Raw genomic sequence first — 12,524 nt, 5'->3', positions numbered from 1 at the left:
ATGACTATGACGCTTGAGAAAACGGTGCTCGACATGACCGCAACCGAGTTGCGCGACGTCAACACCACGCTTCAGGCCGCGGCCAAGGCGCAAGCCAACGCAGCCTATGAAATCATCAACCCGCGTGGCTCGCACGCCATGGCTTGCGGCCTTGACGGCCCGCTCTCTGTGACGATCAAAGGTTCCACCGGCTACTACTGTGCGGGCATGAACAAGGAAGCCACCGTCACCGTCGAAGGCTCCGCAGGTCCGGGTGTCGCCGAAAACATGATGTCCGGTGTTGTGACCATCGAAGGTGACGCCTCGCAATACGCGGGCGCCACCGGTCACGGCGGGCTTTTGAACATCAAAGGCAATGCCTCCTCGCGCTGCGGTATCTCGATGAAAGGCATCGACATCGTTGTGCATGGCAACATCGGCCACATGTCCGCCTTCATGGCGCAAAAGGGCAATCTGGTTGTTCTGGGCGATGCAGGCGACGCTCTGGGTGACTCTCTTTATGAGGCCCGCCTCTTTGTGCGCGGCAACGTGAAATCTCTGGGTGCCGACTGCATCGAGAAAGAGATTCGTCCCGAGCACATCGCGATCCTCAAAGAGCTTCTCGAGAAAGCCGGCGCCGATGCCAAGCCCGAAGAGTTCAAGCGCTACGGCTCTGCCCGAAAGCTCTACAATTTCAACATCGATCACGCCGACGAATACTGAGGAGCGCGATATGGACAAGACACCTCAAACCGAACCGCGTCAGAGCTGGACCTTCTCCAACTCGATCAACTCGGAAATCCGTCGTGCGGCCGACACCGGCATTTACGACATTCGTGGCGGTGGCGCGAAACGCCGTGTGCCGCATTTCGACGACCTGCTGTTCCTCGGCGCCTCGATGTCGCGCTATCCGCTCGAAGGCTACCGTGAGAAATGTGACACCTCCGTCACGCTCGGCACGCGGTTCGCGAAGAAGCCGATCGAACTGAAAATCCCGGTGACGATCGCGGGCATGTCCTTCGGCGCTCTGTCCGGTCACGCGAAAGAGGCCCTTGGCCGCGGCGCGACTATGGCAGGCACCTCCACCACCACCGGCGACGGTGGCATGACCGAGGAAGAGCGCGGCCACTCCGAGAAGCTCGTCTACCAATACCTGCCGTCGCGCTACGGGATGAACCCGGACGACCTGCGTCGTGCGGATGCCATCGAGATCGTGGTGGGCCAAGGTGCGAAGCCGGGCGGCGGCGGCATGCTGCTGGGTCAGAAGATCACCGAACGCGTCGCTGGTATGCGCGATTTGCCGGTCGGGATTGACCAACGTTCCGCTTGTCGTCACCCTGACTGGACTGGCCCGGACGATCTGGAGATCAAAATCCTCGAAATCCGTGAAATCACCAATTGGGAAAAGCCGATCTACATCAAAGTCGGTGGCGCGCGTCCCTACTATGACGTCGCTCTGGCCTGTAAAGCGGGTGCCGATGTGATCGTTCTCGACGGCATGCAGGGCGGCACTGCCGCGACCCAAGACGTGTTCATCGAGCATGTCGGTCAGCCGACGCTGGCCTGTATCCGTCCGGCTGTTCAGGCACTCCAGGACCTCGGCTTGCACCGCGAAGTGCAGCTGGTCGTCTCCGGCGGCATCCGCACCGGTGCGGACGTGGCAAAGGCACTGGCACTGGGTGCAGATGCCGTGGCTATCGGCACCGCTGCTTTGGTTGCTCTGGGCGACAACGACCCGAAATGGGAAGCTGAATACAACAAGCTCGGCACCACCACGGGCGCCTATGACGACTGGCACGAGGGTCGCGACCCGGCGGGCATCACCACCCAAGATGTGGAGTTGATGAAGCGCCTCGACCCGGAAGTGGCGGGCCGCAAACTGCGCAACTACCTCAATGTGTTGACGCTGGAAAGCCAGACGCTCGCACGCGCCTGTGGTCACAACCACGTCCACAACCTTGAGCCGGAAGACCTCTGTGCGCTGACCATGGAAGCCGCTGCCATGGCGCAAGTGCCGCTGGCTGGGACCAACTGGTACCCGGGCAAGCCCGGCTTCTGAGCTCTAAACGCACATATTTGAGGGGCCTCTGGCCCCTCATTCACCAACAGGGAATTGAAAATGAGCAAACTTGCCAAATTCGCCGAGGAAAAAGGCGTCAAATATTTCATGATCTCCTACACCGATCTCTTCGGAGGCCAGCGCGCCAAACTGGTGCCGGCCCAAGCGATCGCGGATATGGAGGAAGACGGCGCGGGCTTCGCGGGGTTCGCAACCTGGCTCGACCTGACGCCGGCGCACCCCGATATGCTGGCCGTGCCGGATGCGGACGCCGCCATCCAACTGCCTTGGAAACCCGAAGTGGCCTGGGTGCCTGCCGACTGCGTGATGGAAGGCCAGCCGGTTGAGCAGGCGCCGCGCAACGTTTTGAAAAAACTCGTGAAAGAAGCCGCCGAAGAAGGCCTGCGCGTCAAGACCGGGATCGAAGCGGAATTCTTCCTTTTGACGCCCGAGGGCGATCAGATCTCTGATCCGTTCGATACGGCGGAAAAGCCCTGCTACGACCAGCAGGCTGTGATGCGTCGCTACGATGTGATCGCGCAGATATGCGATTACATGCTGGAGCTCGGCTGGGGCCCGTATCAGAACGACCACGAGGATGCGAACGGCCAGTTCGAAATGAACTGGGACTTCGACGATGCTCTGCTCACCGCGGATCGCCACAGCTTCTTCAAATTCATGGTCAAATCCGTCGCTGAACAGCACGGCTTCCGCGCCACCTTCATGCCGAAGCCCATCGAAGGTCTGACCGGCAACGGCTGTCACGCGCATATCTCGGTCTGGGATCTCGAGGGTAAGACCAACGCCTTTGCGGGCGACGCCGGTGGTCAGATCGGTGAAGTGGGCTTGTCTGAGCAGGGCGGCTACTTCCTTGGCGGGATCATGAAACACGCCGAAGCGCTGGCGGCGATCACAAACCCGACGGTAAACTCCTACAAACGCATCAACGCGCCGCGCACCATGTCTGGCGCGACCTGGGCGCCGAACACCGTGACCTGGACCGGCAACAACCGCACCCACATGGTTCGCGTGCCGGGCCCGGGCCGGTTTGAGTTGCGCCTGCCGGATGGGGCGGTGAACCCCTACCTGTTGCAAGCTGTGATCATCGCTGCCGGTCTCTCTGGTATCAAGTCCAAGGCCAACCCCGGTCCGCGCTACGATATCGACATGTATGCCGAGGGTCACAAGATCGAAGGCGCGCCGAAACTGCCGCTCAACATGCTGGATGCGATCCGCGCCTATGATGCCGATCCGGAACTCAAGGCCATGCTCGGCAATGATTTCTCCGCGTCTTACATCAAGATGAAGCATCAGGAATGGAACACCTTCGTGTCGCATTTCTCGCGCTGGGAAAAAGACAACACGCTCGACATCTGATCCCGAAATATCCCTGAGCGGTGCGCGCGAGAGCCACCGCTTTCCCTCAAAGGCCCGGCTTACGCTGGGCCTTCTTTTTTGCGCAGCGTCGAGGGCGCGATGCTGTAGGATTTCCGGAAGGCATCAGAGAAATGCGCCTGTGAAGAAAACCCGGTCATCTGGGCAATCTCGGCCAGAGGAATGCGCGTTGTTTCAATCAAATCTTTCCCTGTTTCCAATCGGATACGGCGATATTCCTCCATCACCGACCGGCCCGTGTTTTCGCGGAACTGGCGTTGCAATTGGCGGGTCGAGAGACCGGACAAATCGGCCAATTGGTCCTGATCCAAAGGGTCCGCGATATGCGATTGCATGAGTTCCAAAGCGGCCATGACCGCGTTCGGCAAGACGCCATAAAGGGCTGACAAAGACCGGCGCTGCGGTGCTTCGGCCCCCCGAACTTCGGCCTGAATGAACCAATCCGAAATGCGCCCAGCGAACCCCGTGCCGTGGTCGCGCGCAATGATTGCATGCATCATGTCGAGGGGCGCCGATCCCCCCGCGCAGGTGTAGCGATCCCGGTCGATGACAAAGAGTTTGCGCTCCAAAAGCCAGTCGCCGGGCATGGTGTCGAAGTCGTCGTAGTGGTGCCAGTGGACAGTAAATCGCCGGTTCTCCAACAGGCCTGCTTTGGCCAAAATCACCGCACCGCCCGAGATGCCGCCAAGGGCCACGCCGTTGCTGTCCGCCTGTCGCAACCACTTGACCAGCGCTGGGTCGGTGATGCGCGCGGGGCTTCCGCCCGCGACGACAAACAACAGATCAAAGAGTGGGAAAACATCCTGAAAAGGCCGGGTCTGAAAGGTCGCGCCGACCGAGGATTTCGCCTCCGTCCCGCCCCCCGACAAGAGCGTGATGTCGTAGCGTAAATTGGGGGAAAACAGGTTCGCCGCGCGCAGGGGTTCAAGCGCCGAAGCGGTCGACAAAAGCGCGTATCCGTCGAGCAAAAGAAAGGCGATTCTCCGCATTCGCAGGCCTCTTCAAATTTTTCCAAATTACGTCTTAATAATGAAAATATATGACCCGAAACAGGAAGAATAGCCTCAAAATCACGGCTAAAACAGTTTTGTGACGAAGGAGCGCATCTATGAAATTTTCAGGTTTCAAAGTCGTGAAAGAGGCCCTGACCGGGCACAAGGGTTGGACGCAACTGTGGCGCAACCCGGAGCCGAAATCGGCCTATGATATCGTGATCGTGGGCGGCGGCGGACACGGGTTGGCGACGGCTTATTACCTCGCGAAGGTCTACGGCGAGCTGAGCATCGCGGTGCTAGAAAAGGGCTGGATCGGGTCCGGCAACGCGGGCCGCAACACGACGATCATCCGCTCCAACTACCTGCTGCCGGGCAACCAGCCCTTCTACGAGTTTTCGATGAAACTCTGGGAGAACCTCGAGCAGGACACGAATTTCAACTCGATGGTCTCGCAGCGCTCGATCATCAACCTGATCCACTCGGATGGTCAGCGCGACGCCTATCGTCGGCGCGGCAATGCGATGATGCTGTCGGATGCAGGCGCGCGTTTGCTGTCGCGCGACGACATCAAACGCATGGTGCCGTTCTTGAATTTCGACAATGCACGCTTCCCGATCAAGGGCGGCTTGATGCAGACCCGTGCGGGCACGGCGCGCCACGATGGCGTCGTCTGGGGCTATGCGCGAGGCGCGGATCAGCGCGGCGTCGACATCATCCAAAATTGCGAAGTTACCGGGTTCAAGATCGAGAATGGTAAAGTGCTTGGCGTCGAGACCTCGCGCGGCTTTATCGGTGCGAAAAAGGTCGGCGTCTCGGTTGCGGGGTCTTCGGGTCGGGTGATGGAACAGGCGGGGATGCGCCTGCCGATCGAAAGCCATGTGTTGCAGGCCTTTGTGTCTGAGGGTCTCAAGCCGACCATTCCGGGTGTCATCACCTTTGGCGCCGGGCATTTTTATGTCAGCCAGTCCGATAAGGGCGGCTTGGTGTTTGGTGGCGATATCGACGGCTACAACTCCTACGCACAGCGCGGCAACCTGCCGGTGGTCGAGGATGTGCTCGAAGGCGGCATGGCTCTGATGCCGATGATCGGTCGCGCGCGTTTGCTGCGTGCTTGGGGTGGGCTTGTGGACATGTCCATGGACGGCTCACCGATCATCGACAAAACCGGGATCGAAGGTCTCTATTTCAACGGCGCCTGGAACTACGGCGGGTTCAAGGCGACGCCGGCGGCGGGCTACACCTTCGCCCATTTGCTGGCGACCGACACCCCGCATGAGACTGCGACCGCCTTCCGGTTTGACCGGTTCAGCCGCGGTTATGTCATCGACGAAAAGGGCGTTGGCGCCCAACCGAACCTGCATTGAGGAGCGCGTAACATGTTGATCCCTCACCCACTTCTCGGCCTGCGCGACAGTCAGGAGTTCACCTATCTGGGCGACGCCTCTTTGATGCAGCGGCCCGATGCCTCTGCGCAAAATGCCGAAGCTGAATTCTGCGATTACGTATTCCTGCGCGACAACCCGGCGGGCGAGCACCGCGAGCTTTGGTTCCATGAACAGGGTGACCGGAGCTGGCTGGTCGTCACCCGCGACACCACCACACATGAAATCCTCGGCGCTGAATTGGCCTCTGATGTGAAAGGAGCGGTGAAATGACCCGTTTGACCGGTGGTCTGATCGACCGCAACGCACCGCTGAATTTTACGTTTAACGGCAAGGCTTACAAAGGCTTTCAGGGCGATACGCTGGCCTCTGCTTTGCTCGCCAATGGCGTTCAGCTCATGGGCCGCAGTTTCAAATACCACCGTCCGCGCGGTGTCTTTGCGGCAGGTTCCGAAGAGCCCAACGCCATGGTCGAGCTGCGCACCGGCGCGCGCCAAGAGCCCAACACGCGGGCGACCGTGACCGAACTGTTCGACGGTTTGATCGCGCGGTCTCAGAACCATGTCGGACCTCTCGAGCGTGACTTTATGGCGGTGAATGACCTGCTGTCGCCCTTCTTCGCGGCGGGGTTTTATTACAAGACCTTCATGTGGCCGAAGGTGTTTTGGGAAAAGCTTTACGAGCCGATGATCCGCAAGGCGGCGGGGCTTGGATCGCTCTCCATGCTGCCCGACCCGGATGATTATGACAAAGGCTTCCTGCATTGCGATCTTCTGGTCGTGGGCGGCGGTGCTGCTGGTCTTGCGGCGGCCTTGACGGCAGGGCGCGCAGGCGCTGAGGTCGTTCTGGCCGACGAAGATTTCGCGCTCGGCGGACGTCTCACGATGGAAAGCGATCTTTTGAACGAGGCCGCCGCGACCGATTGGATCGCCAGCGTGAAAGCCGAGTTGGAGAGCCTGCCGAATGTTCGCATCATGACCCGCACCACGGTGTTCGGCGTCTATGATCACGGCATTTACGGCGCGGTCGAACGCGTTTCGGATCACCTCGCGGTGCCGGGCGACAAGGTGCGTCAGACGCTCTGGCGGATTACCGCGAAACGCGCGGTTCTGGCGGCGGGCGCGACCGAACGGCATATGCCCTTTGCCGACAACGACCGTCCGGGCGTGATGCTGGCCGGTGCGATGCGCGCCTATGCCAACCGCTGGGCCGCTAGCCCGGTGAAGCGCGACAGCGATGCGATTGCGATTTTCACCAATGGCGATGATGGTCACCGCACCGCGATGGATCTGATCGCGAAAGGCGCGAAGGTGATGGGCGTGATTGATGCCCGCGAGGCCGCGCCGCGCTTTGGCGATTACGACGTCTATGCCGGCGCGACCGTGACCGGAACGAAAGGTCGTCTGGGCCTCACCTCGATTGAGATCACCCGCAACGGCCGGTCGCAGTGGCACAATGTCGGCGCGCTTGGTGTGGCGGGCGGTTGGAACCCGAACGTGCATCTGGCCTCGCACCACCGTGGGCGTCCGGTTTGGGACGATAACCTTCTGGCCTTTGTGCCGGGGCCGAACGGGCCGCAGGGGCTGATCCCGGCTGGGGCTGCGGCGGGTAAGGGCGGCACCGCTGAGGCGCTGACGGATGGCATGACAGCCGCGATCACGGCGCTCTCCGAGATTGGTGTCACGGCCTCTGAGATTGCACTTCCGCAGGCCGAGAATATGCCCTCCGAGCAAGTCGCTTTTTGGCATGTGCCGGGCAAAAAACGCGCCTGGGTTGATTTCCAGAACGACGTGACCGTCAAAGACATCGCGCTCGCCCACAAAGAAAACATGACGCCGGTCGAGCATCTGAAACGCTGGACCACGCTGGGCATGGCGACCGATCAAGGCAAGACCTCGAACATTTCCGCGCTGGCGGTGATGGCCGAACTGACCGGCAAGTCGATCCCCGAAACTGGCACGACAATTTTCCGTCCGCCCTACACCGGCGTCTCGCTGGGTGTGTTGGGTGGCGGCGACACCGGGCCTTTGTTCCGGCCGCGTCGTCTGACGCCGACCCATGGCTGGGCCGAGGCGCAAGGCGCCGAATTTGTCGAAGTCGGGCCGTGGATGCGGGCGCAATATTTCCCGCGTGCAGGGGAGACGACTTGGCGCGAAACCGTAGATCGCGAGGTGCTGGCTGTCCGCTCCGGCGTGGGTCTTTGTGATGTGACCACGCTCGGCAAGGTCGATGTGCAGGGCGCGGATGCGGGCGAATTCCTCAACCGCATGTATTCCAACATGATGGGCACGCTGAAGGTCGGCATGGTGCGTTACGGGTTGATGCTGCGCGAAGATGGTCATGCCTATGACGACGGCACCTGCGCGCGGATGGCGGAGGATCACTATGTGGTCACGACGACGACCGCCAACGCTGGCCTCGTCTATCGCCAGATGGAATTCGCGCATCAATGTCTCTGGCCGGAGCTGGATGTGCAGCTCATTTCGACCACAGACGCCTGGGCGCAAATCGCCGTGGCGGGGCCGAAATCGCGCGAGCTTTTGAGCCGGATCGTCGATGAGTTTGACCTGTCGAACGAGGCGTTTCCCTTTATGGCCTGCTCTGAACTGACGATCTGCAACGGTCTGCGGGCACGTTTGTTCCGCATCTCTTTCTCCGGCGAATTGGCTTATGAGATTGCAGTGCCGGCACGTTACGGTCATGCTTTGATGCAACGACTGATGGAGCAGGGCGCGGACCTTGGCGCGACGCCTTACGGCACTGAAGCGCTGGCGGTTCTGCGGATCGAAAAAGGTCACGCAGCGGGTGCGGAACTCAATGGGCAGACTACAGCGCAGATGCTGGGGCTGGGCAAGATGGTCTCCGCCAAGAAAGACAGCATCGGCGCGGTGATGTCGCGGCGCGAAGGTATGGCGGCAGACAAGCGGCGTCTCGTGGGCTTAAAATCCATTGAGCCGCAAAAACAGGCCATGGCCGGATCGCATCTCTTCACAGAAGGCGCGGTGCAGGATATGAGCACAGACCAAGGCTGGCTGACGTCGTCGTGCTACTCACCGCATCTGAATGGCTACATCGCGCTTGGCTTTTTGGAGAATGGCGATACACGGATGGGCGAGATCATCGTGGCGGCCAACCCGGTCGAAGGCCAGACTGTGAAACTCGAAGTGGTCTCTGCCCATTTCGTTGATCCCGAAGGAGGACGTCTCCGTGCTTGATCATATGACTGATTTGACCCCCATCACCGCTCTGGGCGCGACCGCTGCGCGAACTGAAAGCTTTGGCGCGCTGACCATCACGGAAAACGCGGACCTCGGACTGGCCTCTTTGGCGCTCCGTAAGGGCCAGAGCGCGCCGCAGCCTTTTGGTCTGGCTCTGCCGGGCGTGGGCGAGGTTGTGTCCTCGGGCGACTATGGTGCGTTTTGGACCGGCCGCGATCAATGGATGTTCGAGGCGACCGGCAAGGCGGAGGTGAACTTCGCCGCCATGTTGAAAGCCGAGGCGCCGGAGTGTTCTGTGACGGAGCAGACCGACGGGTTCACCGCCTTTGAAATTGCCTCCTCGCAAGGGGCGGCGCCGATCGAGGCCTTGATGCGCAAGCTCGTCAACATCGACCCGAAAGCACTCGGGTCGGGGCAAGTGGTGCGCACAGGGCTGGAACATATGACCGTCTTCTTGATCCGCCGCGCCGATGACCGGCTGGCTGTGATCGGGATGCGCACATTGGCGGGATCGCTGTGGCATGCTTTGGCCGTCGCCGCGCGCCGCCTCGAAGACTGAGCTGGAGAAAGAACATGACTGCACAGATCATTGATGGAAAGGCCTTCGCGGCCACCGTTCGCGAGAAAGTCGCCTCCCATGTGGCGCGCCTCAAAGAGGTGCATGGCATCACGCCGGGTCTCGCCGTGGTTCTGGTGGGCGAAGATCCCGCGAGCCAAGTCTATGTGCGCAACAAGGGCAAGCAGACCATTGAGTGCGGCATGAACTCTTACGAGCACAAGCTGTCCGAGGACACCTCTGAGGCCGATCTGTTGGCGTTGATCCAACAGTTGAACGCTGATCCGGCGGTGCATGGTATCCTCGTGCAGTTGCCGTTGCCTGACCATCTCGACAGCGATCTGGTGATCAACTCGATTGATCCGGCGAAGGATGTGGACGGGTTCCATATTTCCAACGTGGGTCTCTTGGGGACCGGTCAAAAGAGCATGGTGCCCTGCACGCCGCTGGGCTGTCTCATGATGCTGCGCGATCATCTCGGCAGCCTCTCCGGGCTCAATGCTGTGGTCGTGGGGCGCTCGAACATTGTTGGCAAGCCGATGGCGCAACTGTTGCTGCGCGACAGCTGCACCGTGACCATAGCGCACTCGCGTACGAAGGACATCGAAGAGGTTTGTCGCCGCGCGGACATCCTTGTGGCCGCCGTAGGTCGCCCGGAGATGATCAAAGGCGATTGGGTGAAACCCGGCGCGACCGTGATCGACGTGGGCATCAACCGCGTGGATGCACCCGAAAAGGGCCTGCGCGAAGATGGGTCTGTGAAATCGAAACTCGTGGGCGATGTCGATTTCGACACGGCAGTCGAGGTGGCGGGCGCCATCACGCCGGTGCCGGGCGGTGTCGGTCCAATGACCATCGCCTGCCTTCTGGCCAACACAGTGACGGCCGCCTGCCGTGCCAATGATCTTCCCGAGCCCGAGGGGCTGACGGCCTGATCGGGCCGCGGGACCAAAGTTAAAACAACGATAACAACGACAAAACACACCAACATCGGGGCCGCGCACTCAGGGGAGCGCTCCCATCTGGAGACAAGACATGACGAAATTTTGCCTGACCGTGGCCTGCGAGACCAAACGTGGGATCGTCGCCGCCATCGCCACCTTCCTTGCTGAAAACGGCTGTAACATCACCGACAGCTCGCAGTTTGACGACACCGAAACGGGTCAGTTTTTCATGCGCGTGAGCTTTGCCTCTGAAGAAGGCGTGAAGCTTGCAGCTCTCGAAGAGGCCTTTGCCGCGATTGGCGAGGAGTTCGGCATGACGTTCTCTTTCCACGACGAGGCCGTGAAGATGAAAGTCGTGATCATGGTGAGCCGTTTCGGCCACTGTCTCAACGATTTGCTCTACCGTGTGCGCATCGGCGCGCTGCCGGTGGAGATCGTGGCTGTGATCTCCAATCACATGGATTATCAAAAGGTTGTCGTGAACAACGACATCCCGTTCCACTGCATCAAAGTCACAAAAGAGAACAAGCCCGAGGCTGAGCGCGCGATCATGAAGGTGGTCGAGGATGCCGGTGCAGAACTGATCGTTCTGGCACGCTACATGCAGATCCTGTCGGATGAGATGTGCACCAAGATGTCGGGCCGGATCATCAACATCCACCACTCGTTCCTGCCGTCCTTCAAAGGCGCGAACCCCTACAAGCAGGCCTATGCGCGCGGCGTGAAGCTGATCGGGGCGACCTCTCACTATGTGACCGCCGATCTGGACGAAGGCCCGATCATCGAACAGGACATCGTCCGCATCACCCACGCCCAAAGTGCCGACGATTACGTCTCGCTGGGCCGTGACGTGGAAAGCCAAGTGCTGGCTCGCGCGATTCACGCCCACGCCAACCACCGCGTGTTCCTGAACGGCAACAAAACTGTCGTGTTCCAGGCGTCTCCGGGGTCGTATTCGTCTGAGCGGATGGGGTGAGAACCGGTCGCGGCTTTGCCGCGGCACAAGGCTCCAATGGAGCCTTGTGAGGTTCGAACGCGCCCGCAAGCTTGCGGGCGCCGGGTAAAGACGTTTGTCTAAGCAATCAAAAAACCACCCAAAGAGGCGCGCAATTCCGCGCCTCTTTGTCATTCAGTCCCATCTCCCGGCCGCCTGCCTCTGGACCAATTGTGAGAAATTGGTCTAATAGGCGGTGATTTCAAAGGACTGATCCGTTGCCGAATTCCTCTCTGCCCAACGCCTCTCTGCCCGGTGCGACCGTGAAATACGTGATCGAGACGCTCTCGACGCGGATTGTGACGCGTGAATATGCCACCGAGGAGCGGCTGCCGTCCGAGCGGCAATTGGCGCAGGAGCTGGGGGTCGCGCGCAACACGGTGCGCGAGGCGTTGGACCAGTTGGAAACGCGCGGCATGATCCGGCGCCGGGCGGGGTCTGGGTCTTTCGTGACCTATAATCCCGATGGCGCGAGCGAGGCGCTGTCGCCCGTGGCGCATGAGACCGGGCCTCTGCAATTGCAGGTGATGCGGGGAATCCTTGAGCCCGAAATGGTGCGGTTGGCCATTGTCAACATGTCGCCGAAACAGATCGAGGCGCTTTCCGTCGTGCTCTCGAAAATGGAGGCGGTGCAGGCCGACGCCACCGCCTTTGTCGCGCTCGAAGAAGAGTTCCATCGGTTGATCGCCGAGGGCACTTGCAACCCGCTTTTGATCGCCTGCTATAACCTTGTGATCGACGCGCGGCGGCAGTCCTTTCGGGCGGCGATGTATCGGCGCCATCTAACGCCCGCGCGGATCGAGATTTACCAGCGTGGCTACAACGGTCTCTTCAACGCTATCGCCGCGCGCGACATCGAAGAGGCCTCCGAATTCATGAAGCTCGCGTTGATCGAGGATCAGCGGCTTTTGCTTCAGGAAGATTGATCCTCAACACGGGCAAAAATTGGTTGGGCCAATATCGGCCCGCGCTCGGCCTGTCATTTTTGCGACATTTGCACCG

Annotated in this window: 11 protein-coding genes; 10 read left to right on the top strand and 1 reads right to left on the bottom strand. The window is 60.4% G+C overall.

All coding sequences use genetic code 11. The features are described 5' to 3' along the window. Genes J5Y17_RS12265 through glnT form a run of 3 tightly spaced genes read left to right on the top strand, consistent with a single transcriptional unit; the run spans window position 1 to window position 3,415 of the window. On the top strand, window positions 1–702 hold the full coding sequence (locus J5Y17_RS12265; RefSeq protein ID WP_219785539.1) for a protein GlxC: 702 nt from the start codon (window positions 1–3) through the stop codon (window positions 700–702). Window positions 703–712: 10 nt separating this feature from the next. After that, window positions 713–2,038, top strand: a complete 1,326-nt coding sequence (locus J5Y17_RS12260; RefSeq protein WP_219785538.1) for an FMN-binding glutamate synthase family protein — start codon at window positions 713–715, stop codon at window positions 2,036–2,038. Between the two features lie 60 nt (window positions 2,039–2,098). After that, on the top strand, window positions 2,099–3,415 hold the full coding sequence (gene glnT, locus J5Y17_RS12255; protein ID WP_219785537.1) for a type III glutamate--ammonia ligase: 1,317 nt from the start codon (window positions 2,099–2,101) through the stop codon (window positions 3,413–3,415). Between the two features lie 59 nt (window positions 3,416–3,474). Here the strand turns inward: glnT and J5Y17_RS12250 are convergent, their stop codons facing one another. Then, window positions 3,475–4,422 carry a GlxA family transcriptional regulator gene (locus J5Y17_RS12250; RefSeq protein ID WP_219785536.1) on the bottom strand — a complete coding sequence of 316 codons (948 nt, stop codon included), beginning with the start codon at window positions 4,420–4,422 and terminating at the stop codon, window positions 3,475–3,477. 119 nt (window positions 4,423–4,541) lie between these two features. On the opposite strand from J5Y17_RS12250, the gene J5Y17_RS12245 reads away from it, so the two are divergent. From J5Y17_RS12245 to J5Y17_RS12215, 7 genes are all read left to right on the top strand, one after another. Beyond that, a complete protein-coding gene (locus J5Y17_RS12245) occupies window positions 4,542–5,792 on the top strand; it encodes a sarcosine oxidase subunit beta family protein (RefSeq protein ID WP_219785535.1) in 1,251 nt (416 codons plus the stop codon). Window positions 5,793–5,804: 12 nt separating this feature from the next. Beyond that, window positions 5,805–6,083 carry a sarcosine oxidase subunit delta gene (locus tag J5Y17_RS12240; protein WP_219785534.1) on the top strand — a complete coding sequence of 93 codons (279 nt, stop codon included), beginning with the start codon at window positions 5,805–5,807 and terminating at the stop codon, window positions 6,081–6,083. Further along, a complete protein-coding gene (locus J5Y17_RS12235; RefSeq protein WP_219785533.1) occupies window positions 6,080–9,025 on the top strand; it encodes a sarcosine oxidase subunit alpha family protein in 2,946 nt (981 codons plus the stop codon). The genes J5Y17_RS12240 and J5Y17_RS12235 overlap by 4 nt, the downstream gene beginning before the upstream one ends. Then, complete coding sequence (locus J5Y17_RS12230) at window positions 9,018–9,587, top strand: sarcosine oxidase subunit gamma (protein WP_370628938.1); 570 nt, start codon at window positions 9,018–9,020, stop codon at window positions 9,585–9,587. The genes J5Y17_RS12235 and J5Y17_RS12230 overlap by 8 nt, the downstream gene beginning before the upstream one ends. Window positions 9,588–9,601: 14 nt before the next feature. Then, complete coding sequence (folD, locus tag J5Y17_RS12225; RefSeq protein WP_219785532.1) at window positions 9,602–10,519, top strand: bifunctional methylenetetrahydrofolate dehydrogenase/methenyltetrahydrofolate cyclohydrolase FolD; 918 nt, start codon at window positions 9,602–9,604, stop codon at window positions 10,517–10,519. Between the two features lie 100 nt (window positions 10,520–10,619). Beyond that, on the top strand, window positions 10,620–11,504 hold the full coding sequence (gene purU, locus J5Y17_RS12220) for a formyltetrahydrofolate deformylase (protein ID WP_219785531.1): 885 nt from the start codon (window positions 10,620–10,622) through the stop codon (window positions 11,502–11,504). 236 nt (window positions 11,505–11,740) lie between these two features. Beyond that, window positions 11,741–12,448, top strand: coding sequence for a FadR/GntR family transcriptional regulator (locus J5Y17_RS12215; RefSeq protein ID WP_219785530.1), 708 nt, complete (start codon window positions 11,741–11,743; stop codon window positions 12,446–12,448). Window positions 12,449–12,524 lie beyond the last annotated feature (76 nt).

The sequence above is a fragment of the Celeribacter sp. PS-C1 genome (assembly GCF_019429625.1).
In the GTDB taxonomy this organism is placed as follows: domain Bacteria; phylum Pseudomonadota; class Alphaproteobacteria; order Rhodobacterales; family Rhodobacteraceae; genus Celeribacter.
Note: the sequence above shows the minus strand (reverse complement) of the source record. Positions and strands in the feature narration are given on the sequence as shown.

What these genes read in the sequence shown, in the direction of transcription:
- J5Y17_RS12245 (WP_219785535.1), top strand. Translation starts at nt 4,542, where the DNA reads ATGAAATTTTCAGGTTTCAAAGTCGTGAAAGAGGCCCTGACCGGGCAC.
- glnT (WP_219785537.1), top strand. Translation starts at nt 2,099, where the DNA reads ATGAGCAAACTTGCCAAATTCGCCGAGGAAAAAGGCGTCAAATATTTC.
- J5Y17_RS12240 (WP_219785534.1), top strand. Translation starts at nt 5,805, where the DNA reads ATGTTGATCCCTCACCCACTTCTCGGCCTGCGCGACAGTCAGGAGTTC.
- J5Y17_RS12265 (WP_219785539.1), top strand. Translation starts at nt 1, where the DNA reads ATGACTATGACGCTTGAGAAAACGGTGCTCGACATGACCGCAACCGAG.
- purU (WP_219785531.1), top strand. Translation starts at nt 10,620, where the DNA reads ATGACGAAATTTTGCCTGACCGTGGCCTGCGAGACCAAACGTGGGATC.
- J5Y17_RS12235 (WP_219785533.1), top strand. Translation starts at nt 6,080, where the DNA reads ATGACCCGTTTGACCGGTGGTCTGATCGACCGCAACGCACCGCTGAAT.
- J5Y17_RS12260 (WP_219785538.1), top strand. Translation starts at nt 713, where the DNA reads ATGGACAAGACACCTCAAACCGAACCGCGTCAGAGCTGGACCTTCTCC.
- folD (WP_219785532.1), top strand. Translation starts at nt 9,602, where the DNA reads ATGACTGCACAGATCATTGATGGAAAGGCCTTCGCGGCCACCGTTCGC.
- J5Y17_RS12250 (WP_219785536.1), bottom strand. Translation starts at nt 4,422, where the DNA reads ATGCGGAGAATCGCCTTTCTTTTGCTCGACGGATACGCGCTTTTGTCG.